Annotated in this window: 24 protein-coding genes, 1 pseudogene and 1 riboswitch; of the genes and pseudogenes, 17 read left to right on the top strand and 8 right to left on the bottom strand. The window is 71.4% G+C overall.

What is annotated here, in order from left to right; all coding sequences use genetic code 11:
* Positions 1–11 precede the first annotated feature (11 nt).
* Both ACZ6TB_RS11680 and ACZ6TB_RS11675 read right to left on the bottom strand, forming a co-directional pair.
* A complete protein-coding gene (locus ACZ6TB_RS11680; protein WP_465553291.1) occupies positions 12–662 on the bottom strand; it encodes a TMEM175 family protein in 651 nt (216 codons plus the stop codon).
* Complete coding sequence (locus ACZ6TB_RS11675; RefSeq protein ID WP_465553289.1) at positions 659–1,285, bottom strand: TetR/AcrR family transcriptional regulator; 627 nt, start codon at positions 1,283–1,285, stop codon at positions 659–661. The genes ACZ6TB_RS11680 and ACZ6TB_RS11675 overlap by 4 nt, the downstream gene beginning before the upstream one ends.
* Before the next feature lie 100 nt (positions 1,286–1,385).
* Between ACZ6TB_RS11675 and ACZ6TB_RS11670 the strand changes: the two are divergent.
* From ACZ6TB_RS11670 to ACZ6TB_RS11655, 4 genes and pseudogenes are all read left to right on the top strand, one after another.
* Positions 1,386–2,555: pseudogene (locus tag ACZ6TB_RS11670) on the top strand (MFS transporter); the annotation flags it as partial.
* A 355-nt stretch (positions 2,556–2,910) separates the two neighbouring features.
* On the top strand, positions 2,911–3,654 hold the full coding sequence (locus ACZ6TB_RS11665) for a phytanoyl-CoA dioxygenase family protein (RefSeq protein ID WP_465553660.1): 744 nt from the start codon (positions 2,911–2,913) through the stop codon (positions 3,652–3,654).
* Positions 3,655–3,790: 136 nt separating this feature from the next.
* Positions 3,791–4,690, top strand: a complete 900-nt coding sequence (locus ACZ6TB_RS11660; protein WP_465553287.1) for an alpha/beta fold hydrolase — start codon at positions 3,791–3,793, stop codon at positions 4,688–4,690.
* The gene (locus ACZ6TB_RS11655; protein ID WP_465553285.1) at positions 4,687–6,135 is read left to right on the top strand and encodes an MFS transporter; all 1,449 of its coding nucleotides are present in this window, start codon (positions 4,687–4,689) and stop codon (positions 6,133–6,135) included. The genes ACZ6TB_RS11660 and ACZ6TB_RS11655 overlap by 4 nt, the downstream gene beginning before the upstream one ends.
* A gap of 229 nt (positions 6,136–6,364) precedes the next feature.
* On the opposite strand, the gene ACZ6TB_RS11650 is transcribed toward ACZ6TB_RS11655, so the two are convergent.
* Positions 6,365–7,507 carry an acetyltransferase gene (locus ACZ6TB_RS11650; protein ID WP_465553283.1) on the bottom strand — a complete coding sequence of 381 codons (1,143 nt, stop codon included), beginning with the start codon at positions 7,505–7,507 and terminating at the stop codon, positions 6,365–6,367.
* A gap of 140 nt (positions 7,508–7,647) precedes the next feature.
* On the opposite strand from ACZ6TB_RS11650, the gene ACZ6TB_RS11645 reads away from it, so the two are divergent.
* From ACZ6TB_RS11645 to ACZ6TB_RS11625, 5 genes are all read left to right on the top strand, one after another.
* A complete protein-coding gene (locus ACZ6TB_RS11645) occupies positions 7,648–8,466 on the top strand; it encodes a class I SAM-dependent methyltransferase (protein WP_465553281.1) in 819 nt (272 codons plus the stop codon).
* 136 nt (positions 8,467–8,602) lie between these two features.
* Positions 8,603–9,265: a TetR/AcrR family transcriptional regulator gene (locus ACZ6TB_RS11640; RefSeq protein ID WP_465553279.1), complete on the top strand. Its 663-nt coding sequence runs from the start codon at positions 8,603–8,605 to the stop codon at positions 9,263–9,265.
* A gap of 97 nt (positions 9,266–9,362) precedes the next feature.
* Positions 9,363–10,802, top strand: a complete 1,440-nt coding sequence (locus ACZ6TB_RS11635) for an APC family permease (RefSeq protein ID WP_465553277.1) — start codon at positions 9,363–9,365, stop codon at positions 10,800–10,802.
* Entirely contained in the window at positions 10,799–12,412 is a 1,614-nt protein-coding gene (locus tag ACZ6TB_RS11630) for an amidohydrolase (RefSeq protein ID WP_465553275.1), read from the top strand. Before ACZ6TB_RS11635 ends, ACZ6TB_RS11630 begins: the two co-directional genes overlap by 4 nt.
* A gap of 1 nt (position 12,413) precedes the next feature.
* On the top strand, positions 12,414–13,046 hold the full coding sequence (locus tag ACZ6TB_RS11625; RefSeq protein WP_465553273.1) for a TIGR03085 family metal-binding protein: 633 nt from the start codon (positions 12,414–12,416) through the stop codon (positions 13,044–13,046).
* Between the two features lie 176 nt (positions 13,047–13,222).
* Here the strand turns inward: ACZ6TB_RS11625 and ACZ6TB_RS11620 are convergent, their stop codons facing one another.
* Positions 13,223–14,635 carry a hypothetical protein gene (locus ACZ6TB_RS11620; protein ID WP_465553271.1) on the bottom strand — a complete coding sequence of 471 codons (1,413 nt, stop codon included), beginning with the start codon at positions 14,633–14,635 and terminating at the stop codon, positions 13,223–13,225.
* A 45-nt stretch (positions 14,636–14,680) separates the two neighbouring features.
* A riboswitch (cobalamin riboswitch) is annotated at positions 14,681–14,884 on the top strand.
* Between the two features lie 125 nt (positions 14,885–15,009).
* On the opposite strand from ACZ6TB_RS11620, the gene ACZ6TB_RS11615 reads away from it, so the two are divergent.
* From ACZ6TB_RS11615 to ACZ6TB_RS11605, 3 genes are read left to right on the top strand one after another with little or no spacing between them, the layout of a single operon-like run.
* Positions 15,010–17,310 (top strand): ribonucleoside-diphosphate reductase subunit alpha, encoded by a 2,301-nt coding sequence (locus ACZ6TB_RS11615; RefSeq protein WP_465553659.1) that lies wholly within the window; start codon positions 15,010–15,012, stop codon positions 17,308–17,310.
* A complete protein-coding gene (locus tag ACZ6TB_RS11610) occupies positions 17,310–18,305 on the top strand; it encodes a ribonucleotide-diphosphate reductase subunit beta (RefSeq protein ID WP_465553269.1) in 996 nt (331 codons plus the stop codon). The genes ACZ6TB_RS11615 and ACZ6TB_RS11610 overlap by 1 nt, the downstream gene beginning before the upstream one ends.
* A 25-nt stretch (positions 18,306–18,330) precedes the next feature.
* The gene (locus ACZ6TB_RS11605) at positions 18,331–18,885 is read left to right on the top strand and encodes a pyridoxamine 5'-phosphate oxidase family protein (protein WP_465553267.1); all 555 of its coding nucleotides are present in this window, start codon (positions 18,331–18,333) and stop codon (positions 18,883–18,885) included.
* Here ACZ6TB_RS11605 and ACZ6TB_RS11600 read toward each other — a convergent pair.
* Positions 18,865–19,218: a hypothetical protein gene (locus tag ACZ6TB_RS11600; RefSeq protein ID WP_465553265.1), complete on the bottom strand. Its 354-nt coding sequence runs from the start codon at positions 19,216–19,218 to the stop codon at positions 18,865–18,867. The two genes, ACZ6TB_RS11605 and ACZ6TB_RS11600, sit on opposite strands and share 21 nt — an antisense overlap.
* Positions 19,219–19,600: 382 nt before the next feature.
* On the opposite strand from ACZ6TB_RS11600, the gene ACZ6TB_RS11595 reads away from it, so the two are divergent.
* Positions 19,601–19,807 carry a CbtB domain-containing protein gene (locus tag ACZ6TB_RS11595; protein WP_465553657.1) on the top strand — a complete coding sequence of 69 codons (207 nt, stop codon included), beginning with the start codon at positions 19,601–19,603 and terminating at the stop codon, positions 19,805–19,807.
* 20 nt (positions 19,808–19,827) lie between these two features.
* Positions 19,828–20,676, top strand: coding sequence for a CbtA family protein (locus ACZ6TB_RS11590; RefSeq protein ID WP_465553264.1), 849 nt, complete (start codon positions 19,828–19,830; stop codon positions 20,674–20,676).
* Here ACZ6TB_RS11590 and ACZ6TB_RS11585 read toward each other — a convergent pair.
* A complete protein-coding gene (locus ACZ6TB_RS11585; RefSeq protein ID WP_465553262.1) occupies positions 20,663–21,382 on the bottom strand; it encodes a (2Fe-2S)-binding protein in 720 nt (239 codons plus the stop codon). The genes ACZ6TB_RS11590 and ACZ6TB_RS11585 overlap by 14 nt on opposite strands.
* 40 nt (positions 21,383–21,422) lie before the next feature.
* Between ACZ6TB_RS11585 and ACZ6TB_RS11580 the strand changes: the two genes are divergently transcribed.
* The 3 genes from ACZ6TB_RS11580 (at position 21,423) to ctaD (ending at position 25,564) form a co-directional block, all read left to right on the top strand.
* A complete protein-coding gene (locus ACZ6TB_RS11580) occupies positions 21,423–22,646 on the top strand; it encodes an MFS transporter (RefSeq protein WP_465553260.1) in 1,224 nt (407 codons plus the stop codon).
* 247 nt (positions 22,647–22,893) lie between these two features.
* On the top strand, positions 22,894–23,448 hold the full coding sequence (locus ACZ6TB_RS11575; RefSeq protein WP_465553258.1) for a universal stress protein: 555 nt from the start codon (positions 22,894–22,896) through the stop codon (positions 23,446–23,448).
* A 358-nt stretch (positions 23,449–23,806) separates the two neighbouring features.
* Entirely contained in the window at positions 23,807–25,564 is a 1,758-nt protein-coding gene (ctaD, locus tag ACZ6TB_RS11570; RefSeq protein ID WP_465553257.1) for an aa3-type cytochrome oxidase subunit I, read from the top strand.
* Here ctaD and ACZ6TB_RS11565 read toward each other — a convergent pair.
* Positions 25,542–25,886: a cupin domain-containing protein gene (locus ACZ6TB_RS11565; protein WP_465553255.1), complete on the bottom strand. Its 345-nt coding sequence runs from the start codon at positions 25,884–25,886 to the stop codon at positions 25,542–25,544. The genes ctaD and ACZ6TB_RS11565 overlap by 23 nt on opposite strands.
* Positions 25,887–25,927: 41 nt before the next feature.
* Entirely contained in the window at positions 25,928–26,566 is a 639-nt protein-coding gene (locus ACZ6TB_RS11560; protein WP_465553253.1) for a TetR/AcrR family transcriptional regulator, read from the bottom strand.
* Positions 26,567–26,608 lie beyond the last annotated feature (42 nt).

Here is a 26,608-nt window from a genome sequence, read left to right as displayed (position 1 = left end):
GGGACGGCAACTCACCTCACTACTTCGTGCCGCCTCCATCGGGACTTCACGACGGCCTCGACCGGGCCGGTGAGGAACATCAGCAGGAACGCCCAGTAGTTGACGGTGTCGTAGAAGATCGCGCCGACCGCCGTGGCCAGCAGCTGGGTCGCGAAGATGGTGAGGTTGCCCAGCACCTCCTCGCGGGTGGCCGGCGTGCGGCCCTCGCTGACCGCGCGATGCCGGTAGACGTAGAGCGCGACCAGCGTCAGCGACCCGCTCGACAGCGCGAGCGTCCCGCCGTAGAGACCGACGGTGCCGGCCGAGGGCGCGTACGCGGTGATCAGCGCCGTCGGGATCGGCAGCAGCACGATCGCGAACGCCCAGAGCGCGCTGAGCAGCACGAGCCGCCCACGGATGGTCTCCACGTGCCGGAACAGCCGGTGATGCGCCCACCAGAACCGGAAGATGACCGCGAAGCTGAGCAGGAACGCCCCGAACTGGCCGAGGTGCACGTCGACGAACTCCGGGAACGACATCTCGCTCGCGGCGTCGTTGACGGACTCGAGCAGCGGCAGGATCAGCAGCGTCAGCGCGATCGCGGCCACCGCGTCGGTGAAGAACACGAGCCGCTCGGCGGACGGCGGCTTCTCCGGCTGTCCCGGCGTCAGTGGATCACTCACGGCGCCAGTATGCCGGGGGTCACCCCGTAGACGAGACGCAGGATCGCGTCGGTCAGGGCATCGAGCAGCACCTCATGGTGGTACGCGTCCGGGTCGCCGTACGCGTCCGAGAAGGTCATGATGCGCAAGTTCATCACCATCGTCGCCACCAGCTCGGGCGGGCCGCTCACCTGCAGGCCCGCCCGCAGGTCCTTCTCGATGCGGGCGCGGAACGCCGTGCAGCCGTTGGTCATCAGCCGCTCGCGCACCTGGAGCATCTCCGGCCCGGGGCAGGGCGTGATGAAGGCCTCGCGCAGCCAGCGGCCCTCGACCAGCCAGCGGGACAGCGACCGGCCCAGCCCCCGGCGCAGCGCGCCGCGGTCGATCCCCTCGGACGCCAGGAACTCGGCCATCTCCTCGTCGTTCTCGCCGATCACCTGGTCGACCAGGGCCGCGAGCAGCGCCTGCTTGGACTCGAAGTAGAAGTAGAAGCCGGACCGGGCGATCCCGGCCGCGCCGGCCAGCTCGTCGATCGTGACCTGGCTGATCGGCTTCTCCCGGAACACCTCGCGGGCGGCGTCGAGCAGGGCCAGTTCCCGCTGGTCACCCTTCGTGGGGCCGCGGCGGCTTCCGATGGCAGGCACACGCCGATCGTACAACCTCGTCGTCGGGTGCATTCGACGTCACATCTTTGGTTTTCGACACTGTGTTGAGAATCGTCGGCATCGGATCTAGGTTCGCGTCATGACGGTTCCCTCTTCCCGGCTCGCGCTGCCGGTCGCCTCGTACGCCGTGCTCCTGGTCTCGGCTCTGCAGACGCTGGTCGTGCCCGTCGTCGCCAACATCCAGGCCGACCTCGGCGTCTCGGCCACCGCGGCGAGCTGGGTGGTGACCGCGAACCTGCTGGCCGCCGCCGTGCTCACCCCCGTGCTGGGCCGCCTCGGCGACCTGCACGGCCGCCGCCCGGTCATGCTCGGCGTGCTGCTGGTCGTGCTGGCCGGCTCGATCCTCGCCGCCACCACCTCCAGCCTGCCGCTGCTGCTGCTCGCCCGGGTCGCGCAGGCCACCAGCTTCGGCCTGTTCCCGCTGTCGATCGGCGTGCTGCGCGAGGAGCTCCCGGCGCCACGGCTGACCGGCGCGATGGCCCTGGTCAGCGGCATGCTCGCGGTCGGCGCCGGCCTCGGCCTGACGGTCACCGGCCTGCTCATGCGGCACGGCGGCGACTACCACGAGTTGTTCTGGCTGGCCACCGCGCTCAGCGTGATCGGGCTGGCCGGCGTCGGGCTGCTGCCCCGCCGCGCCGGCGTCGCCAAAGGCCGCCTCGACGCGGTCGGCGCCGCGATCCTCGGCCTCGGCCTGGTGCTGCTGCTCCTGCCGCTGGAGCAGGGCAACGACTGGGGCTGGGGCTCGTCGCGGGTGATCCTGCTGCTGGCCGCCGCCGTCGTCGTGCTGGCCGTCTTCGTGCTGGTCGAGCGCCGGATGACCCAGCCGCTGGTCAGCACCCGGATGCTCACCCACCGCCCGATCGTGATCGCCAACGCGGCCGGCCTGTTCCTCGGCTTCGCCATGTTCGCCGTGTTCCTCGCGGTGTCGTACCTGGTGCAGACCCCGCCGTCGGTGACCGGCTACGGCTTCGGCTCCACCGTGCTCGCCGCGAGCGTCGTCTACCTGCTGCCCGGCACCGCCGGCGGGGTCGTCACGGCGCCGCTCGGCGGCCGGTTGGTGGCCCGCTTCGGCGCCAAGAACACCCTGGTCGTCGCCGCCGCGCTGGCCTTCGCCGGCTTCGCGATGCTCGCCCTCCTGCACGGCGCGACGTGGCAGGTCATCGTCGGCGCGGCCATCGTCAACACCGCGGTCATGTTCGGGTACGCGGCGCTGCCCGCGCTGCTGATCGAGAACGTGACCCCGGCCGAGACCGGCATCGCCAACAGCGTCAACTCGATCGCCCGCTCGGTGGGGATGTCGCTCGGCACCGCCTTCGTGGTGACCATGCTGACCCGCAATCTCGTCCCCGGCGTGCCGCTCCCGCACGAGTCGCAGTACGTGGCGATCTTCATGGCCGGCGCGGGGGTCGCGGCGGCGGCCGGGTTGCTGGTGGCGTTCGCGCTGCCCCGCAACCGCCGGGTGGCGTTGAGCACGGCCGAGATCGAGGAGGAGGACGTGCTCAGCGCGGCCGTGGTCCGCGGTGCCGGCCGAGCTGGTGGCGCGGCAGCCGCATCGGTAGGCGTATTTGGGTGGCTTTACGCCCGCGGATCCACACACTGGGACCATGTCGACGGTCGATTTCGAAGCCACCGGTGTCGTACGTCTGGACGGGGCGTTCACGGCCGGCGAGGCGGCCGCCATGCGCGACGCGATATTGCTCCGCGCCGGCTCGGCGGACTCGCCGGTCGTGAACTGGCAGGGCATGAACCGCGACCCGGTGTTCCGGCCCCTCGTCGACAACCCGGCGGTGAGCGGCGCCCTGGACGCGATCTTCGGGGCCGGGGGCTGGCGTCGGCCGCGGCCCGGCGCCCAGATCCTGTTCTCCCGTCCCGAACCGGGGCCGTGGGTCATGCCCGACGGCTGGCACATCGACTGCGGTTTCGACCACGCGACCTGGCCGGTGCCCGCGGTCAAGCTGTTCGCGTTCGCCGGCGAGGTCGGGCCGCGCGGCGGCGGGACGATGCTGGCGCCCGGCACGCATCGGCTGGTCGACCGCTACCGGGCCGCGCTGCCGGCGCCGCTCGGGGCCGGCAAGGAGAACTGGGTTCGGTTCATGCGTCATCACCCGTGGCTGGCCCGTCTCCTCGACGGCGCTTCGCTGCCGGATCACGGGCGGTCGCTGGTCGGGGCGGCGGCGGAGATCGACGGTGTGCCGGTCGAGGTCGTGGAGCTGACCGGATCGCCGGGTGACGTGGTGATCGCGCATCTGCATGTCTTTCACGCTCGCTCACCCGACACGAGCGCCGTTCCCCGCTTGATGGTGGCGAAGGAGATCCGGCCTGTGGATGGTTCCGCGAAATTGTCGTAGGCGGGTCGTAAAGTCTCCCCACCCACTGAACGGGGTGGGGTGGGGACGGGGTGGGGTGGCGACGGCCGCGTCACAGATCCCGGACCTGCGCTGTCTGAGTTGACAACAAACTGAGACGGCAGCACGGGAGCAGGTAATGATCAAGCGTGTCACCACCGGCGTGCTCGAGGTGGCCTATCACGAGACCGGGCCCGCCGACGGCCGGCCCGTCGTCCTCCTGCACGGCTTTCCCTACGACGTTCACAGCTACGACGAGGTGGCGCCGCTGCTGGCGTGGGACGGGTACCGGGTGATCGTGCCCTACCTGCGCGGCCACGGGCCCACCCGGTTCCTCGACGACGACGCACCGCGATCGGGGCAGCAGGCCGCGCTCGGCGCCGACGTCGTCGAGCTCCTGGACGCCCTCGGCATCCCGCGGGCGATCCTCGCCGGCTACGACTGGGGTGGGCGGGCCGCCTGCGTGACCGCGGCCCTGCACCCCGAGCGGGTCACCGGGCTGGTGTCGGTCAACGGTTACCTGATCCAGGACATCGCCGCCTCGGCGAAGCCGCTGCGGCCCGACCTCGAGGCCGGCTTCTGGTACTTCTTCTACTTCCTCACCGAGCGGGGCCGGGCCGGCCTCACCGCGAACCGGCGCGAGATCGCCGAGGTCATCTGGCGGCGCAACTCTCCGAAGTGGATGTTCGAGCCGCGCGACCTCGACCGGGCGGCCGCCTCGTTCGAGAACCAGGACTACGTCGAGGTGGTGCTCCACTCGTACCGGCATCGTCTCGGACAGGCGCCGGGCGCGCCGCGGTATGCCGGCGCCGAGGCCCAGCTCGCGACGCTGCCGCCGATCGCGGTGCCGACGGTGACGCTGGACGGCACCGCCGACGGGAACTTCCCGGCCGGCAACGGCGGCAAGGACGCCGCCCGCTTCACCGGCCGCCGCGTGCACCGGCAGGTCGCCGACGCCGGGCACAACCTGCCGCAGGAGGCGCCGGCCGCGTTCGCCGACGCCGTCCGCGAGGTCTACGAGCTCGGGCAGTCCCGGTGAACCGCGCGCAGGGCCGCTGGGTCCTCGCGGCCACGGTCGGCGGCTCGGCGGTCGCCGCCATCGACGCCAACGCCGTCGGCATCGCGCTGCCGGCGATCGGCCGCGACTTCGGCGCCGAGCTGGAGACGCTCCAGTGGGTGGTCACCGCGTACACGCTCACGCTGGCCGGCCTGCTACTGGTCGCCGGCGCGCTCGGCGACCGCTACGGCCGCCGCCGCGTCTTCACCCTCGGCGTGCTTTGGTTCGCCGCCGCGTCGGTGCTGTGCGCGGTCGCCCCCACCGCCGAGACGCTGATCGCCGCGCGCGCCCTCCAGGGCGTCGGCGCGGCCCTGCTCACCCCCGGCAGCCTCGCGATCCTCGAGGCGTCGTTCGCGCCCGGCGACCGCGCCAAGGCGATCGGCGCCTGGTCGGGCCTGAGCGGCGTGGCCGGCGCGATCGGACCGTTCCTCGGCGGCTGGCTCGTGCAGTCGGCGTCCTGGCGGCTCATCTTCTGGGTCAACCTGCCGATCGCGATCGCCGTCGCCGTCATCGCCGCGCGTCACGTCCCCGAGTCGCGCGACACCACCGAAACCGGGCGCGTCGACCTCATCGGAGGCGCGCTGGTCACGCTCGGCCTCATCGGTTTGACGTACGGGCTGATCCAGGCCGGCGGGCTGAGCATCGGGCTCGGCGTCGGGCTGCTGGTCCTGTTCGTGGCCTGGGAACGGCGTACGCGCATGCCGATCCTGCCCTTGCACTTGTTCAAGTCGACCGCGTTCACCTCGACGAACCTGGTGACGTTCGCGGTCTACGGCGCGCTCGGCGGCGCCCTGTTCCTGCTGCCGATCGAGCTGCAGCAGGTCTCGGGCTACTCGCCGCTGCAGGCGGGCCTGGCGATGCTGCCGATCACCGTGGTCATGCTGCTGCTGTCGGCCCGGTTCGGCGCCCTGGCGTCCCGCATCGGCCCGCGCTGGCCGATGACCGCCGGCGCGATCCTGGTCGGCGCCGGCATCGCGCTTTTCCTGCGCATCGGGCCATCCGCGCCGTACGTCACCGAGGTCCTCCCCGCCCTGACGGTGTTGGGCCTGGGCCTGGCCGTCACGGTGGCCCCGCTGACCGCGACGGTGCTGGCCGCCGTCCCCGCCCAGCACGCCGGCGTGGCCTCGGCCGTCAACAACGACGTGGCCCGGGCGGCGTCGCTGATCGCGGTGGCCGTCCTCCCGGCCGCGGCCGGCATCACCGGAGCGGCCTATCTGGACCCGTCCCTGTTCGCCGCGGGCTTCCACACGGCCGCCCTGATCTGCGCCCTGCTGTGCGTGGCCGCGGGCGCGCTGGCCGCCCTCACCATCAGCGGCGCCCGGCCGGCCCGCCACCACCCGCATTTCCGGCACGGTTCCCTGGCCGCGCCGCCGCCGGTGGTGGCCGCGGAGAGCAAGACCGCCGAGCCGCTGAGCGCCGTGCGGTGAGGGTTTCAGGCGGCTGAGCTTCGTGCGGTGAGCGGTCCCGGGCCGTGAAGCACCGCGCGGTGAGCGGGCCCGGGCCGCTGAACACCGCGCCGCGAGCGGTCCCGGGCCGCTGAACACCGTGCGGTGAGCGGTTCCGGGCCGCTGAACACCGCGCCGCGAGCGGTCCCGGGCCGCTGAACACCCTGCGGTGAGCGGTCCCGGGCCGCCGGACTCCGCCCGGTGAGCGGCTTCAGGCCGGGGCGAACAGGATCCGGGAGCGGACCGCGGTGAACCCGGCCCGTTCCAGGTCCCCGATGACGGCCGCGTTGCCGGCGTCGGTGTCGGCCACGACCTCGAGGGCGCCCGCGGCGGCCAGGGTCGCGACGGCGTCGGCGAGCAGGACGGGCCGGGCCGCCGGGTCGAGCACGCCGAGGTAGGCCACCATCGGATAGCAGGCGTCACCGGCCGGTCCGGCCAGGCCGACCGGTTCGCCGTCGCCGCCGAGGGCGACCCGCCAGGGCGCCGGGCCGCCGCGCAGCCAGTCGAGCGGGCGGCGGGCCAGGTCGACGCCGGCGACCAGGCGGGCGATCTCGCTGCCGGTGAGCAGATCGGGCGCCGGGATCCGGCCGACCAGGGCCTCGATCTCAGCGGCGCTCGCTGCGGGGCGGACCGTGAACCGGGCCGGGCGGTTGCGCCTTTCGGGATCGCCTTCTGCCGATGGCCTCAGCTCAGCCGTCTGCCCACCCGCCAGGTCGGCCGCCGTCCCAGCCGTCAGCTCAGCCGCCAGCTCGGCCGGTTGGCCAGCCGCCAGCTCTCCCGGCGCCGGCGGAACCCAGCGGAAACGCAGCCGTTCGCCCCGCTCGGCCAGCCCCGCCTCGCGCGCCGCGGCGGCCGGCCGGGCGAAGACCTCGACCACATCCGGCCGGGAGCGCCAGCCCGCGGGCATCGTGGCGTACCAGGCCGTCGGGCCGCCCAGCGAGGCGAACGCCGCCCGCAACAGGGCCGCGCCGTCGGCGGCCGGGGCGGTCAGGTCGAAGCGTTCCAGCCACGGCCTCCCCACCGCCCCGGGCGGAAGCAGCCAGGCGGCCCGGCCGACGACACGGCCGTCGCGCAGCGCAATCCAGGTCCGCGAGGGGTGATATCCGCCGCCGGCGACACCGTCGGCATAGCTGATCTGCGCCGGCGACGGCACCGGATCGGCCATCGAGGCGAACAGCTCTTCCTCACCATCGACGAGCGAACGGATGACGAGACCAGAATCGGGCGGCCCGGCAACGGAATCCGCCCCGGACGGCCGGACGATGGGCGGCCCGGCAACGAGCGGGCGCGCCTCACCAGCGGGCGGGCGCGCAACAGAATCCGCCTCGGGTGGGCGGGCAACGGGATCGGGCATGGCGAATCCTCCAGGCGACAAAGCGCCCCAGGACTCAGCCCCGCGGGAACGCCTTGCCGCGGAGGGGGCGCAGAACATCGGACATGGTGCTCTGACCTCCTTCCCGGTGAGCCAAAACTATGGCGTGCGAGCATCCTACCGTGCCATTTGATGATCACGAGCGGTCGGTCTGGGCGGGGCGCGCCGAGGCGTACGACCGCAGCTTCGCCCTTCTCTGTGCCCGCCCGGCGCCCGCGCTGCTGGATGCCGCCGGGGTCGGGCCGGGGACGCGGGTTCTCGACGTCGGCACCGGGTCGGGCACGGTCGCCGCCCTGGCCGCCGAGCGGGGCGCCCGGGTCACGGCCGTCGATGCGGAACCGTCCATGGTGGACCTGACCCGCCGCCGCGTGCCGGGCGCCGAGGTGACGACCGCGATTCTGCCGCGCCTGCCGTTCGGGGACGCGTCGTTCGACGCGGTGGTGGCCAACTTCGTGCTCAATCACGTGGGCGATCCGCTTGCGGCGATCACGGAGATGATTCGGCTCGTACGCCCGGGCGGCCGCGTCGCGGTCGCGATCTGGCCCAATCCGACCCCGCCGGCCCAGGCACTGTGGGGGACGATCTTCGACGCGGCCGGGGTGGAACGTTCCAGCGACCTGCCGAGGCTGCCACGGGACGTCGACTTTCCCCGTACGCGCGAAGGCCTGTCGCATTTGATCCGGAAAGCCGGCGGCGTCACCGACGTCGCCTGCGAGGCGCTGGAGTGGGCGCACGAGACCGACCCGGAAGCGTGGTGGAGCGGCCCGGCGAGTGGCCTGAGCAATGTCGGCGTGCTGATGGGCCGGCAGACGCCGGAGACGATCGCCCGCATCCGGCGCGAGTTCGACCGGCAGACCGCGCCGTACCGCACGCCCGCGGGCCGGCTCGCGCTGCCCACCGCCGCGCTGCTGGCCGCCGCAACCCGAGCCGACGCCCCCTGACGGAGCCGTCTGCCGGCCGCCGCGACCCGAGCCGACCGCCCCCGGCGGAGCCGTCCAATGGCCGCCGCGACCCGAGCCGGCCGCCCCTGACGGAGTCGCCGACCGGATTCCGGGCCGCGCCTCCTAAGGTGGGCGGATGGACGAGCGTCGCGTGCGGGGATCTCTCAACCAGGAGGAGATCGTCACGGTCGCCCTCGAGATCGCCGAGGCCGAGGGCGCCGACGCGCTGACCTTCCGGCGGCTGGGCAAGGCGCTGGGGGTCGCGCCGACCGCCGTGCTGCGGCACTTCCGGGACAAGGACGACCTGCTGCTCGCGCTCGGGGCGCGGCTGCTCGAGGACGCGTTCGCCCAGGTCGACGAGGACGAGCCGGATTGGCGGGAGCGGCTGCTGTCGCTGTCGCGGGCCACCCGCCGCTCGTTCGAGGCGCACCCGCGGGTCGCGCTGCTCGTCGCCAACCGGACCCTGCGGCGGGAGGCCGAGTTCCGCGCCGCCGACCTGGTGATCGGGGCCGTCCAGCAGGCGGGGCTGAGTGGGCGCGAGGCGGCCAGCGTCTACCGGGCGATCGCCGACACCGTGCTGGCCTGGACGGCGTTCGCGGCCGCCTCCCGCGCGGTCGGGCCCGAGATCATGGAGCGCGACGGCCTGGCCTGGAGCCGGGAGTACCTCGTGCTGCCGAAGGGCCGGTTCCCGCACATCCAGTCGGTCGCCGAGCACCTGGCCGAGGTCGACAAGGAGGACCAGTTCGAGCTGTCGATCCGGTTGCTCCTGGACGCTGTAGAGGCCCGGGGCAGCAAATAGGAGCCGAAGTGACCGCTGATGTGAACACTGTTGACTTCGGCGTTCACATGCCGTTTCATTCTTCGCACCCACTCCCCCTCTCCCGGGAGCACGCGACATGGACGAAACGACTTCACTCCCCCGCTCGCTCGGCGTGGTCGACGGCGTCGTCATCGCCGCCTCCAGCACCGCCGCCACCACCAGCATCGCCATCGGCACCGGGGTCCTGGCCTCGATCGCCGGGCGCCAGGTCCCCGTACTGCTGATCCTCGCGTTTCTCCCGATGCTCGGCATCGCCGGCGCGTACGCCCGGCTCAACCGTTCGGAGCCCAACTGCGGCGCCGGGTACACCTGGGTCGGCCGGACGCTCGGGCCGTGGCTCGGCTTCCTGGCCGGCTGGATCCCGGTCGTCGGCACCACGATCTTCCTGGCCTACACCACCGCCATCTGCGGGTCGCTGCTCATCCAGTCGGCCGAGAAGGCCGGCGTGCACGCGCTCGACCCCAACTCGACGCTGCAGAGCACCCTGATCGGCCTGGTCGTGCTCGCGGCCGTCACCTGGACCGCCGTGCGCGGCGTGGGTGAGGCGGCCAAGTTCCAGAAATACCTCCTGATCTTCGAGTACGCGGTGCTGATCGCCTTCTGCGGCGCCGGCCTCGTGGTCGGCGACGAACCGTTCTCGCTGTCCTGGCTCGACCCGTTCGCCATCGACTCGTTCTCGCACCTCGCCCAGGGCCTGGTGCTGGCGGTCTTCTTCTACTGGGGCTGGGACGCGGCGTTCAGCGTCACCGAGGAGACCCGCCATCCGGAGGACGCGGCCCGCGGCGGCTACATCGCGCTGTTCACCATGCTCGGGCTGTTCGTGCTCGGCGCCATCGCGTTCCAGCGCGTGCTGCCGGCCGGGGAGCTGGCCGACCACGGCGCCGAGGGCCTCAGCTACTTCGCGAGCCGGCTGGTCGGCGAGCCGTGGGCGACGCTGCCGCTGGTCGCGCTGATGTTCTCGGCCGTCGCGTCGCTGCAGGCCGGGGTCATCCCGAACGCCCGGCTCACGCTGGCGATGAGCCGCGACAAGACGCTCGGGCCGATCTGGGCCCGGCTCAGCAAGCGCGGCGTCCCGGCCGCCGGCACCATCACGGTCGCCGTCATCGGCGGCGTCATCGCCTGCCTCGAGGCCGCGATCCCGACGCTGAACGAGGCGATCCTGGCCGCGGTCAACACGATCGGGCTGCTGGTGGCGCTCTACTACGGACTCACCGCGATCGCGTCGGCCGTCCGGTTCCGGGGCCTGCTGCGCACCGACCCGGCCGAGGGCGTCAAGGCCGTGATCGTGCCGCTGGTCAGCGGGCTCGCGCTGTTCGGGCTCGGGGTCTACCTGGCCGGCTACTACGCCACGCTCAGCACGTCGTTCGCGATCGGCGCCGGCAACGGGCTGTTCAGCCTGGCCGTGCCGGTCGTGGTCATCCTGGCCGGCCTGGTCACGGCGGCGGTCGCCAAGTGGCGGCGGCGCTCGCCCTACTTCGCGTCGTCCGAGCCCGTCCTCGAGGAGGTCGCGTCGTGACCGCCGATCTGCTGTTCACCGGCGGGCCCGTCTTCGCCGGCTCCTCGAGCGGGTCGGCGCTGGCCGTCCGGGACGGGCGGATCCTCGCCGTCGGTCACGACCTGGACGAGCTGCGCGGGCCCGGCACCGAGGTGGTCGACCTGCGCGGGCGGCTGCTGATGCCCGGCTTCCAGGACTCGCACGTGCACGCGGTCTTCGGCGGCCTCGAGCTGGGACTCTGCGATCTCTCCGGGACGGTCGCGGTGGGCGACTATCTACAACGCATCCGGTCGTACGCCGAGAGCAACCCCGGCCGCGGATGGATCACCGGGAGCGGGTGGTCGATGGAGAGCTTCCCCGGTGGTGTGCCGACCCGCGAGCTGCTCGACCAGGTGGTGCCCGACCGGCCGGTGTGGCTGACCAACCGCGACCATCACGGCGCCTGGGTCAACTCGCTCGCGCTGGAACGCGCCGGCATCACCCGGGACACGCCCGATCCCGCCGACGGGGTGATCAACCGGGACGCCGCCGGCCATCCGGTCGGGTGCCTGCAGGAGGGCGCGGTCGGCCTGGTCGGGCGGCTGGTGCCCCCGCCCACGCCGGCCGACCGGGTCGACGGCCTGCTGCGGGCGCAGGCGATGCTGCACTCGCTCGGGGTGACCGGCTGGCAGGACGCGCTGCTCGGCCAGGCGCTCGGCAATCCCGACCCGTCCGACGCCTACCTGGCCTGCGCCACCGACGGCACGCTGACCGCGACCGTGACCGGGGCGCTGTGGTGGGACCGCGAGCGCGGCGACGAGCAGATCGCCGACCTGGTCGCCCGCCGCGACAAGCTGACCACCGGCCGGCTCACCTGCTCGACCGTGAAGATCATGGTGGACGGGGTGGCGGAGAACTTCACGGCCGCGATGACCGAGCCCTACTTCGACGCCTGCGGCTGCCGGACTGCGAACAGCGGGCTCAGCTTCATCGATCCCGAGCTGCTCCGGGCGTACGTCATATCGCTCGATGCCCTTGATTTCCAGGTCCATTTCCACGCGCTGGGCGATCGCGCGGTGCGGGAGGCGCTCGACGCGGTCGAGGCCGCCCGGGTGGCGAACGGCTTCCGCGACACCCGGCCACACCTCGCCCACCTCCAGGTCGTGCACCCCGCGGACGTGCCGCGGTTCCGCCGCCTCGGTGCGACCGCCAACCTGCAGATGCTGTGGGCCGCGCACGAGCCGCAGATGGACACGCTGACCATCCCGTTCCTCGGCCCGGCCCAGGCCGCCCGGCAGTACCCGTTCGCCGACCTGCTCCGCGCGGGCGCGACCCTGGCGGCCGGCAGCGACTGGCCGGTCAGCGACCCCTCTCCCCTGGCCGCCGTGCACGTGGCCGTGAACCGCGCCTACCCCGGCTCGACGTATCCGCCGTTCCTGCCCGCGCAGAGCCTCGATCTGGGGACCGCGCTCACCGCGTACACGGCCGGCAGCGCGTACGTGAACCATCGCGACGACAGCGGCACGCTTCGCCCGGGAAATGTCGCCGATCTCGTGGTGCTGGACCGGGATCCGTTCACCGATGTCTCGGCCATCGGCGGCACCACAGTGGACGAGACGTACGTGGCGGGCCGCCGGGTCTACGCTCGCTGATGTGTACTTCGACGCCGCCGAACGAGCCGAGCTCAGCGACCTGCTGGCTTCGCTCGGCCCGGCGGCGCCGACGCTCCTCCCGCCCTGGACCACCCGCGACATCGCCGCCCACCTGATCCTGCGCGACCGCGACCCGCTGGCCGCCCCCGGCCTGGTGGTCCCCGGCGCCTGGTCCCGCTTCGCCGCCCGCCGCCAGGATTCGCTGGCCGGGCGCGACTACGCGGCCCTGCTCGCGACCCTCCGATCGGGACCGCCGTACGGCTTCTTCCGCCTCGGCTGGGTGCGGCGGCTGCCCAGCCTCAACGAGTTCTACGTGCACCACGAGGACGTACGCCGCGCGAACGGCCTCGGCCCGCGCACCCACCCGGCCGCCTTGGACGACGCCTTGTGGCAGAACGTCCGCCACTCGGCCTGGCTCCTGGCCCGCCGCCTGCGCGGCGCCGGCCTCACCCTGTTGCGCGAGGGCTCGGGCCAGTCGTTCCGTTCCCGGCGCGGCGAGCTCGAGGCCCGGTTGGCCGGCCCGCCGGGCGAGCTGTTGCTCTACCTGTTCGGCCGCCAGGAAGCGGCCCAGGTCGAGCTGTCCGGCCCGGACGAGGCGATCGCCGCCGTGCGCCGCGCCCACCTCGGCATGTGAGAACGGGTGATCGGCCGATGGTGGGTCGCGGGGAAGTACCCGACGCCCAGCGGCAGCGCCCCACTGCGGGCGGCGCTTTCGGTTGCGGCACCGTTCACCACGACCGGACCAGGGAATCCCCGTCGTCGAGACGGCTGTGATCTACGCCTGACCCGGCCGCGAGGGCCGCGGCAGGCCTACCAAAGCCGGCGCAACCAACGCCCCAGGTCGATCGGTCGTCTCTGCACACCCGAGGGACGGGCTTTCGGGGGCGGCGCCACGGCTGTGCGCGGTCCGCCGCGGCGGAAGTCATGCTCGGTCTTCGGGTGCGGTGGCTGTGCCCGCCGCCGGCGGATCGGTAAGTGATGCCGATGGGCGCGCCGGTACATGGCGCCGAGCCGCCGGTGTCGGTCACGGCGGGCAGGGCTCCCCCGCCCATGGCGTGAACCCAATGTCCCCGGCTCGGGGGCGGCGGCAGGTGCAGAGCTCTCCCGCAGGCGCAGTCCGGCCTCCACGAGCAGGCCGGTCGCAAGTCCGGCGAAGAAGACGAGCGAGCCGGCCTTCCGCTGCTTCTCCCGGTTGATCAGATCGGCTCTCAGGGTAGGCAGGGTAGACCCGGTCCATCGGATGATGAGCCCCGGATCCTGCGTGCGGGTCGGCCCTATGTCGCCGCAGCAGGTGGGGTCCGACTTGACGCCACCTTCGGGGTAGGTGAACGTCGCAAGGTCTCCGGCATGCAGTCGCCCCGCAGTGACCGTAACGGCGAAGCCCCGAGGTGCGTGCAGCGGCGGCATCCGATCGGAATCCGGGGTGATGTCGTAATTGTTGGCCTGGATCGACGGCAGCCGCAGGTAAGTGGCGCCCGCGCCGTAGCTGGCGACGGGTTCGGTGAGATCTCCGTAGATGACCACCTGCTGGCCGGCGCCTGGATAAGCGTCCTCGACTTGGCCTTCGATGTATTGGCAGTCGCAGGCCAAGTCGAAGACGTCGTCAGGTTCGCTCTCATGGAGCGGGTGGGTCCATGGACCGATGGGGCCGTTCGAGTGCGAGACGGTCATGCCATTGATGGGCGCGTTGAGTTCCATGCCTTTGTAGTTCGCAGCCGCTACCGCGTTCACCATGCGCGCGGCGCCGGTCAGCCTCATCGACCAGTGCACGGGTTTCCCGGGCAGAGGATGCATGCCGTCGATGGAGATGAACACGCCATCGATGTCCGTGGGAGCGGCCGGTTCCCAGCCGGTGCGCCCGCCGGCCAATTCCGAGGTCGGGTCCTCGGCCCCACCCACCCTGGTCGCCTCGACCGGTTGATCGGCGGGTGGTTTGCCGAAGGTTACGTAGTCGACGGCCACGGTCACCGGCCCGTTGCCGTCCATGGCGAAGTCGATCGTCCCGGCGACCGGCTCCCGCGGGACGGCGGTGCCGCGGTCGAACATCGCCCAGGCGCCGGTTCCTGCGAGGACGGCCGTGAGCAGCAGCGTTACCGGGAACCAGTACCTGACGAACCAGGTGACGGCGGCGCGGCGCCGCCATCCGCCGACATCTCCAGGGTGCGGAACGCCGAGCGCGACCGCTGCCGTCGGACGCGTCGAGTGATCTCGGAAACGCGACACGCCGACACAACCCGTAGTGTTGTGCCCGACCCGGCTCCCCCATATATGGTGTCTCTCGCAGCTGGTTCGAGCCTCCTCTTCGGAGGGTCGAGGCAAGAGGGAACCCGGTGGAAATCCGGGACTGCCCCGCAGCGGTGAGTGGGAACGAAAGCCGTCACGAGCACTGGGCCCGGGCCTGGGAAGCGACGGCCGGTAGGCACGAGCACGACGCCCGCGAGTCCGAAGACCTGCCAGCGCGCCGCACGCCGACCGGTGTGCGGCGGTCGAAGGCCGCGCGGGACGGCTGACGCCACGAGCCGGCCCGGCCAGCCGGTGGCGTCCCCCTGCGCGTCTCTCGACGGACGAAACGGACGAGGGGACGGGGAATGACGACCATGCAGGTGCGCAAACGTAACGGCGACCTCGAGACGGTCGACGTCAACAAGATTGTCAAGGCGGTCGAGCGATGGGTGGGCGGCCTCGCCGAGGTGGACCCGCTGCGGGTGGCGACCAAGACGATCAGCGGGCTGTACGACGGCGCGACGACGGCCGAGCTCGACAAGCTGTCCATTCAGACCGCGGCCGAGCTGATCGGCGAGGAACCGCAGTATTCCAAGCTCGCCGCGCGACTGCTCTCGGCGTACGTGGACAAGGAAGTTCGCCACCAAGGCGTCGCGAGCTTCAGCCAATCCATCCGCTACGCCCACCAGCAGGGTTTGATCGGCGATGCGACGGCCGAGTTCGTGGCCCGCAACGCGCGCAAGCTGGATGACGCGATAAATCCGGAAAATGACCAAAGATTTGAGTACTTTGGCATCCGTACGGTGACCGATCGCTACCTGCTGCGGCACCCGCACACGCGGCTGGTCGTCGAAACCCCGCAATACTGGCTGCTCCGGGTGGCGTGCGGCCTGTCCACGACGCCGGCCGAGGCGATCGGCTTCTACCGCCTGATGTCGAGCCTCGCCTATCTGCCCAGTTCACCCACGTTGTTCAACTCCGGCACCCGGCACACCCAGATGTCGAGCTGCTTCCTGGTCGACTCCCCGCGGGACGAGCTCGACTCGATCTACGAGCGCTACCACCAGGTCGCGAGGCTGTCGAAGTTCTCCGGCGGCATCGGCATCGCCTGGTCGCGGGTCCGCGGCCGGGGCGCCCTGATCCGGGGCACGAACGGCAGGTCGAACGGCATCGTCCCGTTCCTGAAAACGCTCGACGCCGGGGTGGCCGCGGTCAATCAGGGCGGCCGCCGCAAGGGCGCCGCGTGCGTCTACCTCGAGCCCTGGCACCCGGATGTCGACGAGTTCCTCGAGCTGAAGGACAACACCGGGGAGGACTCCCGGCGTACCCACAATTTGAATGTGGCGAACTGGGTCCCGGACGAGTTCATGCGCCGGGTCGAGGCCGACGAGGAATGGTCGCTCATCGATCCCTCCGACGCGCCCGAACTGCCCGACCTGTTCGGCGAGGCGTTCGACGAGGCCTACCGGCGGGCCGAGAAGAAGGCCGTGAAAACCGTCAAGGCGCGGGAGTTGTACGGCCGGATGATGCGCACGCTGGCGCAGACCGGCAACGGCTGGATGACGTTCAAGGACGCGTCGAACCGCCTCTCGAACCAGACCGGCGAGCCGGGCAACACCATTCACCTGTCGAATCTGTGCACCGAGATCCTCGAGGTCAACAGCGACACCGAGACGGCGGTCTGCAATCTCGGCTCGATCAATCTGGGCGCGCACGTCACGGCCGACGGGGTGGAGTGGGAGAAACTGCGCGACACCGTGCGGACGGCGGTCGTCTTCCTGGACCGAGTGATCGATATCAATTACTACCCGTCGGTTCAGGCCGCCGCTTCCAACCCGCGCTGGCGTCCGGTGGGATTGGGCCTCATGGGCTTGCAGGACGCGTTCTTCACGCTGCGCCTGCCGTTCGACTCGCCGGCCGCGCGGGAGCTGTCGACCCGCGTCCAGGAGGAGATCTTCCTGACCGCCCTGGAAGCCAGCGCGGGCCTCGCCGAGCGGGCGGGGCCGCACCCGGCGTTCCCCGAGACCCGGGCCGCCCGCGGTGACCTGCACCCGGAGCTGTGGGGCGCGACGCCGGCGCAGACCGAGCGCTGGGCCGCCCTCAAGGACCGGATCGCCGCGACCGGCCTGCGCAACTCGCTGCTGATCGCGATCGCGCCGACCGCGACCATCGCGTCGATCGCCGGGTGCTACGAGTGCATCGAGCCGCAGGTGTCCAACCTGTTCAAGCGCGAGACGATGTCCGGCGAGTTCCTTCAGATCAACAATTTTCTGGTACGCGAGCTGAAGGCCCGTGGTCTGTGGACGGCCCCGATCCGCGAGCAGATCAAGCGGGCCGAGGGCTCGGTGCAGGGCATCGCCGACCTGCCCGCCGACGTGCGCGAGCTGTTCCGCACGGCGTGGGAGCTCCCGCAGCGGGCGCTGATCGATCTCGCCGCGGCGCGGGCGCCGTACATCGATCAGTCGCAGTCGCTGAATTTGTTCCTGAGCGCGCCCACCATCGGCAAGCTCTCCTCGATGTATTTGCACGCCTGGAAGTCCGGGCTCAAGACGACGTACTACTTGCGCTCGCGCCCCGCGACGCGCATTCAGCAGGCGACCGTCGCGGTGATTCCCGCCTCCGACGCCGTCGCCTGTTCCCTGGAGAACCCCGAATCGTGTGAGGCCTGCCAGTAATGCTGCTCGATCCCGGAATGGACCTGACCCTGCGGCCGATGAAGTACCCGCACTTCTTCGACCGCTACAAGGACGCGATCAAGAACACCTGGACCGTCGAGGAGGTCGACCTGCACGCCGACCTCGCCGACCTGTCCAAGCTGTCGGCCGCCGAACGGCATCTGGTGTCGCGGCTGGTGGCGTTCTTCGCGACCGGCGACACGATCGTCGCCAACAACCTGGTGCTCAACCTCTATCAGCACGTGAACTCGCCGGAGGGACGCCTCTACCTTTCCCGGCAGTTGTTCGAGGAGGCCGTGCACGTCCAGTTCTACCTGAACCTGCTCGACACCTATGTCCCTTCCGAGGCGGACCGTTTCGAGGCGTTCGCGGCGGTCGAGAACATTCCGTCGATCGCGCGCAAGGCCGAGTTCTGCTTCAAGTGGATCGACTCGGTCTTCGAGTTGCGGTCACTTTCCACGCGCGAGGACCGGCGGGCGTTCCTGCTGAACCTGATCTGCTTCGCGGCCTGCATCGAGGGCCTCTTCTTCTACGGGGCTTTCGCGTACGTCTATTTCCTGCGCTCACGGGGCCTGCTGCACGGGCTGGCGTCCGGCACGAACTGGGTGTTCCGCGACGAGTCCATGCACATGGCCTTCGCGTTCGACGTCGTCGACACCGTACGGAAGGAAGAGCCCGGCCTGTTCGACGCCGCGATGGAGCAGCAGGTGAAGGACATGCTGGCCGAGGCCGTCGAATGCGAGGCGCAGTTCGCCGAGGATCTGCTCGCCCAGGGCGTCTCCGGCATGTCGCCGGCCGACATGCGGGCCTATCTCGAGCACGTGGCCGACCGGCGGCTGGCGGTTCTCGGCATCGAGCCGCTGTACGGCAGCAAGAACCCGTTCGCGTTCATGGAGCTGCAGGACGTCCAGGAGCTCGCCAACTTCTTCGAGCGGCGCGTCTCCGCCTACCAGGTCGGCGTGACCGGAAGTGTGAGCTTCGACCACGACTTCTGACGACCCCGGTGACACCATGAGGACCATGGGCAAGGTTTACGAGTCGATCGACGACCGCATGCGCGTGTTCCTCCTGGACCAGCCGGTGTTCTTCGTGGCCACCGCGCCGAGCGGGCCCGGTGGCCACGTGAACGTCTCGCCCAAGGGCGGCCGGGGTTGCCTGGCCGTCCTCGACGAGCACCGCGCCGCCTACCTGGACTACACCGGGAGCGGCGCCGAGACCATCGCGCACCTGCGCGAGAACGGCCGCATCACGCTGATGGCCTGCGCCTTCCAGGGCCCGCCGAAGATCGTCCGCCTGCACGGCCGGGGCCGGGCGGTCCTGCCCGGCGATCCCGGGTTCGCGGCGTTGCTGGCGGCCTTCCCGGTCGCGCCGGCCCGCGGCCTGCGAGCCGTCATCGAGGTCACCATCGAGCGGATCAGCGACTCCTGCGGCTACCAGGTGCCGCTGATGTCGTACGACGGCGACCGCGACCTGCTGACCCGCTGGACCGACCGCAAGAGCGACGAGGACCTGTCCGAGTACCGGCGCACCCGCAACGCCCACAGCATCGACGGCCTACCCGCCCTGGTCGACTGAGTCCGGCATCGCAAGCCGCATCCAGGGCGCGTTCTCCCGCCACCCCGGCAGCCCGAAGGCCCAGGCCGTGAGCACCCCGTGCACGGCCCGCCGGTCGTCCATGAGCGCCTGGTAGTGCCGATCGGCCCCGCCGTCGCGATGCTCGACCTGAAAACCGCCGCCGTCGCGCCCGGCCACCTGGATGTAGGTCTGCTCCCCGCCCGCACGGTCCACAATCAGAAACTGCTCGTCACCGCGGGCGACGTCGGCGAGCAGCTCGAAGAGCAGATCCTCCGACGGGTCGGCCCAGACGTCGCCGGATTCCATGGACACGCGCAGCGTGGGTGAGCTCATGCCCCCATGCTGCCGGTGCGGGAGGCTCTCCGCCCGCCACCCACGCCAACCGCCCCCGATGATCACCCCGGCGCTCCCCTTCGTTCGCAGGCGCACCCGCGAGCCCACCGTGGGCAGAGCACGTCCGTCGGCGGCAAGCCCTGCCACGAAAATGGGATTGCCGAGGACGCTGTGGCGGCCGCCACCGGGACCCACGCCGATTGACGGGTCTCACCGCGGCCGCCTAGGGTCGACCCCGGAACGGTGTGAGGAAGCTGGGAACGAAGCCAGCACGGTCGCGCCACTGTGAGCCGGCAACTGCCGGGAAGTCAGATACTCACCCGTTCCGCTGCCCCATCCGTTCGAGGGACGCACGATCCCCAAGGAGGCTTTTGTGAGCTCTATGCCGCATCCCACCACGGCGGCCACGCCGCTCGTCATTCCCGGGTCGAAGGCCGTCTACTGGCTGGTCGGCACGGCCCTGCTCGCGCTGGCCGTGTACTACTTCATCGGGGTCGACCAGGGCGCCGTGTCGGTGTTCGGGAGCGACACGCACATCCACGAGTTCGTCCACGACGGGCGGCACTTCCTCGGCTTCCCCTGCCACTGAGCCGGGCCGGCGACAACCACGTGGAAAAGCGCATCATCGGGCGCGGCCTGCTGGCCGGCGCCATCGCCGGGCTGCTCGCCTTCGTCTTCGCCCGCATCTTCGCGGAGCCGTCGATCCAGCAGGCCATCGACTACGAGAGCGGGCGGCACGAGGCGCAGGAGGCCCTCGACCGGGCCGCCGGCCTCGCCGCGGAGGCCCATGAGCACGACGTGTTCTCGCGGGCCGTGCAGGGCAATGTCGGCATCGGCGTGGCCCTGATCCTCTTCGGAGCGGCAATGGGCGCGCTCTTCGCCGTGGCGTACGCGCTCTATCTCGGACGCGCCGGCCGGATCCGCCCCCGCAACCTCGCCCTGCTCGTGGCCGGCGGCGGTTTCCTCGGCATGTACCTGGTGCCGTTCCTGAAGTACCCGGCCAACCCGCCGGCGATCGGGCGCGACGAGACCATCCAGCAGCGCAGCACCTTCTATCTGCTGATGGTCGTCGCGTCGCTGCTGTTCCTGGTGCTCGCCGTGTGGCTCGGCAAGCGGCTGCGGCCGCGGTTCGGCAACGGGAACGCCACCCTGATCGCCGGGGGCGTCTTCGTCGCGGCGACGGCGATCGTGATGCTGGTCCTGCCGTCGTTCGGCGAGATGGGCGACTCGCTCGGCCGCGCGACCGAGACGCCGCAGCCGCTGACCGACGCCGGCGGGCAGATCGTGTTCCCGGGCTTCCCGGCCGACGTGCTGTACAACTTCCGGCTCTACTCGATCGGCGCGCAACTGGTGCTGTGGGCGGCGATCGGCCTGGTCTTCGCGCCGATGGCGGAGCGGCTGCTGGCCCCGAAAACCCCGAAATCCTCGACCGCGCCGGCCGGGCTCATCGACGTCTGAGCACCCGCTGCCACTGCTGACGCCGGACGTCCTCCGGCGTCAGCACGCAGTCGCCGCACGTCCCGCCGCCGGGAATCCGGTAGTACAGGCAACAGTTGCGCCGCACCAGGAACCAGCGCGCGATCCGCGGGTCGGGTTGCTCGAGCGTGGCCGTGCCGGCCAGCGGCGCATCGCTCAGCAGTTCCCCGACCACTCGCGCGGCGCGTTCGGCGTGCTCCGGGCGGGCATCGGCGATCATCCCGGCGGCGCCACCGAGCGCCGACGCCACGTTCCCCCACAGCAGGTGCTCCGGCAGCGCGAACCGCCGCGAGAACACCAACACCAGCGCCTCGGTCACCCTCAGCGGCTCTCCTTCTCCGACTTTCCCGTACGCGAGAGGAAGCGGCCCACCACCGACCGGTTTCCAATACAGGTCGTCGATCCCGGCGGTGGGCCGCTCGCCGGTCAGGGCGGCGGCGCCGACGAGGGGCGAGAGGAGCCGGGAGGCGTACCCGAGAAAGGTGATTGACGCCACCTCGCGCTCGCCGATCTCGTCCGGGCCGAGCCCCGTCATCCGCTCGAGGGTCTGCCGGGCCACGCCGACCCGTTCGGCCGCCACCTCGGGATTCAGCAGGTCGGTGAGCGGACGCCAGGCGGGGTCGCCGTCCCACGGCTCCCAGACGAAGTACGGCCCCAGCGCCGCCGCGGTCTTCAGAGCAGCATCCACGCGGTTGATGGTATGACCCGCGATATGTACGCTCGTACACATGACCACCACCCTCGCCCCGCCGCCCGCGGTCCGCGACGCCACCGCGGCCACCTACGCCGCGTTCATCGGCTCCGGCTTCGCGTTCGCCAGCTGGGCGTCCCGGATCCCGCAGGTCCGCGACAGCCTCGGGCTGGACTCGGCGGCGCTCGGGCTGGTGCTGCTGGCCATCGCCGCCGGCTCGCTGCTGGCGCTGCCGCTCTCCGGGCCGGTGGTCACCCGGATCGGCTCGTCACGCACGGTCGCCTGGATGTCGGTGCTGCTCGGGGTCGGGCTCGCGATCGCCGCGCTGGGGTCGCTGAGCGGCATCGTGCCGGTGGTGATCGGGCTGTTCCTGCTCGGCTTCGCGAACGGCGCCTGGGACGTGGCCATGAACGTGCAGGGGACGGTCGTCGAGCGCCACCTCGGCCGCTCGGTGATGTCCCGCTTCCACGCCGGGTTCAGCCTCGGCACCGTCGCCGGCGCGCTGGCCGGGGCGGCCATGGTCGCGCTGCACGTGGCCGTCGCGGTGCACCTCGTGGCGGTCGCGGTCCTCGTGGTGGCCGGGGTCGCGTGGCACGCCCGGCGGTTCGTTCCCGACCACGACGAGGCGCCGGCCGACGCCGCCGAGCCGTCGCGCCACCGTGCGCTGTGGGCCTGGCGGGAACCCCGTACGCTGCTGATCGGTGTTTTCGTCCTCGCATTCGCCTTCGCCGAGGGTGTCGGCAACGACTGGATCAGCGTGGCGGCGATCGACGGCCACCACGTGTCGCCCGCGGTGGGCACGCTGGCGTTCGCCGGCTTCCTCACCGCGATGACCGCGGGCCGCTGGTTCGGCCCGGCGCTGCTCGACCGCTACGGCCGCACCCGCGTCGTCCGCACCCTCGCGCTCGTGGGAATCGCCGGCGTGGCGCTGTTCGTCTTCGGGCCGAGCCCCGCCTACGCGTACGCGGGCACCCTGCTCTGGGGTCTCGGCGCCTCGCTCGGCTTCCCGGTCGGCATGAGCGCCGGCGGCGACGACCCACGCCGGGCCGCGGGCCGGGTCAGCGTGATCGCGTCGATCGGCTATTGCGCGTTCCTGGCCGGGCCGCCCACGATCGGCTTCCTGGGCGACCATTTCACCGTGCTGCGTTCCCTGATCGTGGTGGCCGCCCTGCTGTGCGTGGCCACCCTGATCGCCGCGGCCGTGCGCCCGCTGCCCGCGTCCGCCCCGTCCCCCGAGCCGGCCGCCGCCCTCGCCGAGTGAGAGTCGCCGCCCCCTCCCCCGCAGCACCTGGGGTGATGGCCGCCCGGCGTGCCGCTGCCGCCCGGCGCGCCAACTGCCGCCCGGCGTTCCGCTGCCGCCCGGCGTTCCGCTGCCGCCCGGCGTGCCGCTGCCGCCCGGCGTGCCGCTGCCGCCCGGCGTGATGGCCGCCCGGCATGTTGGCCGCCGCCCGGCATGATGGCCGCACCCTCCGGCTGCCGTCCTCCCGGCTTGATGGCAGGGTGTTGGCATGAGGACCGTCGTCTGGGTCGCCGAGGGCACCTGGCAGGCCGCCGTGGACGCCGCCCGCAACGTCCCGGACGCCGAGTTCACCCTGCTGCACGTGATCGACGAACACACCGTGCAGGCCGTAGCCGGCGCCCGCGCCGGCCTGCTCGGCCGGGGACACCACGACTCCGGCGGCGCCGAGCAGGTCCTGATCGACGGCCAGACCGACCTCCTGGACGCCGCCGAGGCCCGCCTCGGCCACCCCGCCGCCCGCCTGGCGCTTCAGGGCCGCGTCGAGCGCGAGGTGGTGGCCGCCTGCGCCGAAGCCGGCCTGCTGGTGCTGGCCCGCGACGGCGACCACACCCGCTTGGGGCCGCACAGCATCGGCCACCACGCCCGCTTCGTGATCGACCACGCCCCGTGCCGGGTGTTGCTGATCTGGCCGGACGAGCCGCCGGACCTGTCGACCGTGCCCCCGCCCCCGCCTCACCCGCCGGGTTCGCCCCACCACCCAGGGCCGCCCGACCACCCAGGGCCGCCCCACCACCCAGGGCCGCCTTCCGCGCCGCGCAGCTGACGCCGGCCGAGGGCTGCACGTATATGTAAGCAGAGCGATTGGCGCCCCACGGCGGGCTGCCACACGCGCACTACCGCCCGCGCGTATATGTAAGCAGAGCTATTCGGCGCCCCACGGCGGGCTGCCACACGCGCACCACGGCCCGCGCGTATAGGTAAGCAGAGCTATTCGGCGCCCCACGGCGGGCTGCCACACGCGCACCACCGCCCGCGCGTATGTGTAAGCAGAGCCCCCGCAGCGGGCTGCCATACGCGCATTACGCCTTAGATGTTGGTAATGCGGCGAAATCGAGCGGTTAAGACGGCTAGAAGCCTATAACCGAGGGAGCACCGTCAGACGGGAATTCCGAGGAGCTCGCATGACCACAGTCGCCCCGCGCCCGGCTGCCACCCGGCCCTATCCGGTTCGGCGGCAGGTCAAGGGCACGGCGCTGGCCCGGATCCTGCGCACGACGGACGCCAAGCAGATCGGCATCATGTACATGGCGACGTCGATTGCGTTCTATGCGATCGGCGGTTTCATGGCGCTGCTGATGCGCACCGAGCTGGCCCGCCCGGGCATGCAGATCCTGTCGCCGGAGCAGTTCAATCAGCTGTTCACGATGCACGGCACGATCATGCTGCTGTTCTTCGCGACGCCGATCGTGTTCGCCTTCGCGAACTTCGTGGTGCCGATCCAGATCGGCGCGCCGGACGTGTCGTTCCCGCGGCTCAACGCCTTCGCCTACTGGCTCTACCTGTTCGGCGGCACGATCGCCATGTGCGGGTTCATCACCCCGGGCGGCGCCGCGGACTTCGGGTGGTTCGCGTACGCGCCGCTGAGTGACTCGCTGCACTCCCCCGGCATGGGCGGCAACATGTGGGTGGTCGGCCTCGCGATCAGCGGTCTCGGCACGATTCTCGGCGCGGTCAACATGATCACCACGATCCTGACCCTGCGCGCGCCCGGCATGACCATGTTCCGCATGCCGATCATGACGTGGAACATCCTGGTCACCAGCCTGCTCGTGATCATGGTCTTCCCGTTCCTGGCCGCCGCGCTGTTCGCCCTCGCCGCCGACCGCATCGTCGGCGCGCACGTCTTCGACGTCGGCACCGGCGGGCCCATGCTCTGGCAGCACCTGTTCTGGTTCTTCGGGCATCCCGAGGTGTACGTCGTCGCGCTGCCCTTCTTCGGGATCATCACCGAGGTCATCCCCGTCTTCACCCGCAAGCCGGTCTTCGGCTACAAGGGCCTGGTCTCCGCCACCCTGCTGATCGGCGCACTGTCCATGTCGGTGTGGGCGCACCACATGTTCGTCACCGGCCAGGTATTGCTGCCGTTCTTCAGCTTCCTGAGCTTCCTGATCGCCGTCCCCACGGGCATGAAGTTCTTCGTCTGGATCGGCACCATGTGGCGCGGCCAGATCAGCTTCGAGACACCGATGATGTTCGCCATCGGGTTCATGGTGACGTTCCTGTTCGGTGGACTGTCCGGCGTTCTCCTGGCCGCGCCGCCCATCGACTTCCACGTCTCCGACTCGTACTTCGTGATCGCGCACTTCCACTACGTGCTGTTCGGCACCATCGTGTTCGCCGTCTTCGCCGGCATCTACTTCTGGTTCCCCAAGATGTTCGGCCGCATGCTCGACGACCGCCTCGGCAAGGTCCACTTCTGGCTGACCTTCCTCGGCTTCCACGCCACCTTCCTGGTGCAGCACTGGCTCGGCACCGAGGGCATGCCCCGCCGCTACGCCGACTACCTGCCCTCCGACGGGTTCACCTTCCTGAACACGTTCTCGACGATCGGCTCGTTCGTGCTCGGCATCGCCACCCTGCCGTTCCTCTACAACGTCTGGCACTCGTACCGGGCCGGCCAGATCGTGAAGGTCGACGACCCCTGGGGGCACGGGAACTCGCTGGAGTGGGCCACGTCGTGCCCGCCGCCGCTGCGCAACTTCGACCACATGCCCCGCATCCGCTCCGAGCGGCCGGCGTTCGACGCGAAGTTCCCGCACCTGGCGGCCGGCGAGCAGTCCCTGGCCGGGCCGCCCGAGGGTGGCGCGCGCCTGCTCACGTCGGAGGCCGACGGCGGCGCCACCTACCAGGAGGACATCAGCTCCGATCGCGACCGCTGAGCCCGGTGGTCAGCAGCACCACGCTGTCGTCGAGAGCTTCCAGCGCGTGCCGCGCGCCGGGCACCAGGATGAGGTCGCCGTCGCTCGCCTCGGCCCGGTCGTCGCCGCTGGTCATCCGCACCCGGCCGGTCAGCACCTGCAGCGTCGCCTCGCCCGGGTTCTCGTGCTCGTCCAGCCGCTGCCCGGCGACCAGCGCGATCAGCGTCTGACGCATGACGCTCTCGTGACCGCCGTGCACGGTGTGCGCACTGCGCCCGCTGTGCGCGTCGCGGGCGGCGGCGAGGTTCTTGGCGGCGAGCTCGATGAGCGACGTCTTCTCCATGGGCCGAGCCTCGCGCGCCGACAGACCCCGGCGACAGGGTCTTAAGACCCGAGCAGCGCGGCGGCGACGGTGTCGACGTACCAGTCGCGGAAACGTGCCGGCGGCCAGCCGCGCCGGCGGACGAGCCAGTCGTAGTTGCGCACGTCCATCGCCAGCCACAGCACGTCGGCCACCGTGTCGGCGGTGTGCTCGGCCCGGATCTCGCCGGTGGCCATCAGCTCGGCGGCGAACATGGTCATGCCGGTGCGGCGGTCGTCGAGGTTCTTGCGCCAGATCTCGGCCGCGCCGGGGTCGGCGGTGGCGGCCGCTTCGAGGGCGAGCATCACCTGCGCCAGCCGCGCGTGCGTCCCGGCGAGGTGCTCGGCGAAACGCGCGAGCTTGGCCCGGACACCGGCCAGCTGCCGGATTTCGGCGGTGAAGGGCCGCTCGGGCACGGCGACCGGCTCGTCGTCGCCCGCGATCGTGACGTCGATCAGGGCCGACAGCAGCGCCTGCTTGCTGCCGAAGATCTTGTAGACGGTCTGGACCGCGACGCCGGCCTCGGCGGCGACGGTGGCGAGCGGGGTGGCGGCGTAGCCGGGGTCGACGAACAGCACGGCGGCGGCGTCGAGGACCGCACGCCGGGTCTGGCGCGCCTGCTCCTGTCGGTGTGCCGACTCGTACCGCCTCTTGACAGCCACTCGGCGAGTGTAGTCCTCTATTCGATAGAGCGTAACTCTACC

The sequence above is a fragment of the Actinoplanes sp. NPDC051537 genome, assembly GCF_055586105.1.
This window is presented reverse-complemented; position numbering and strand designations above follow the sequence as displayed.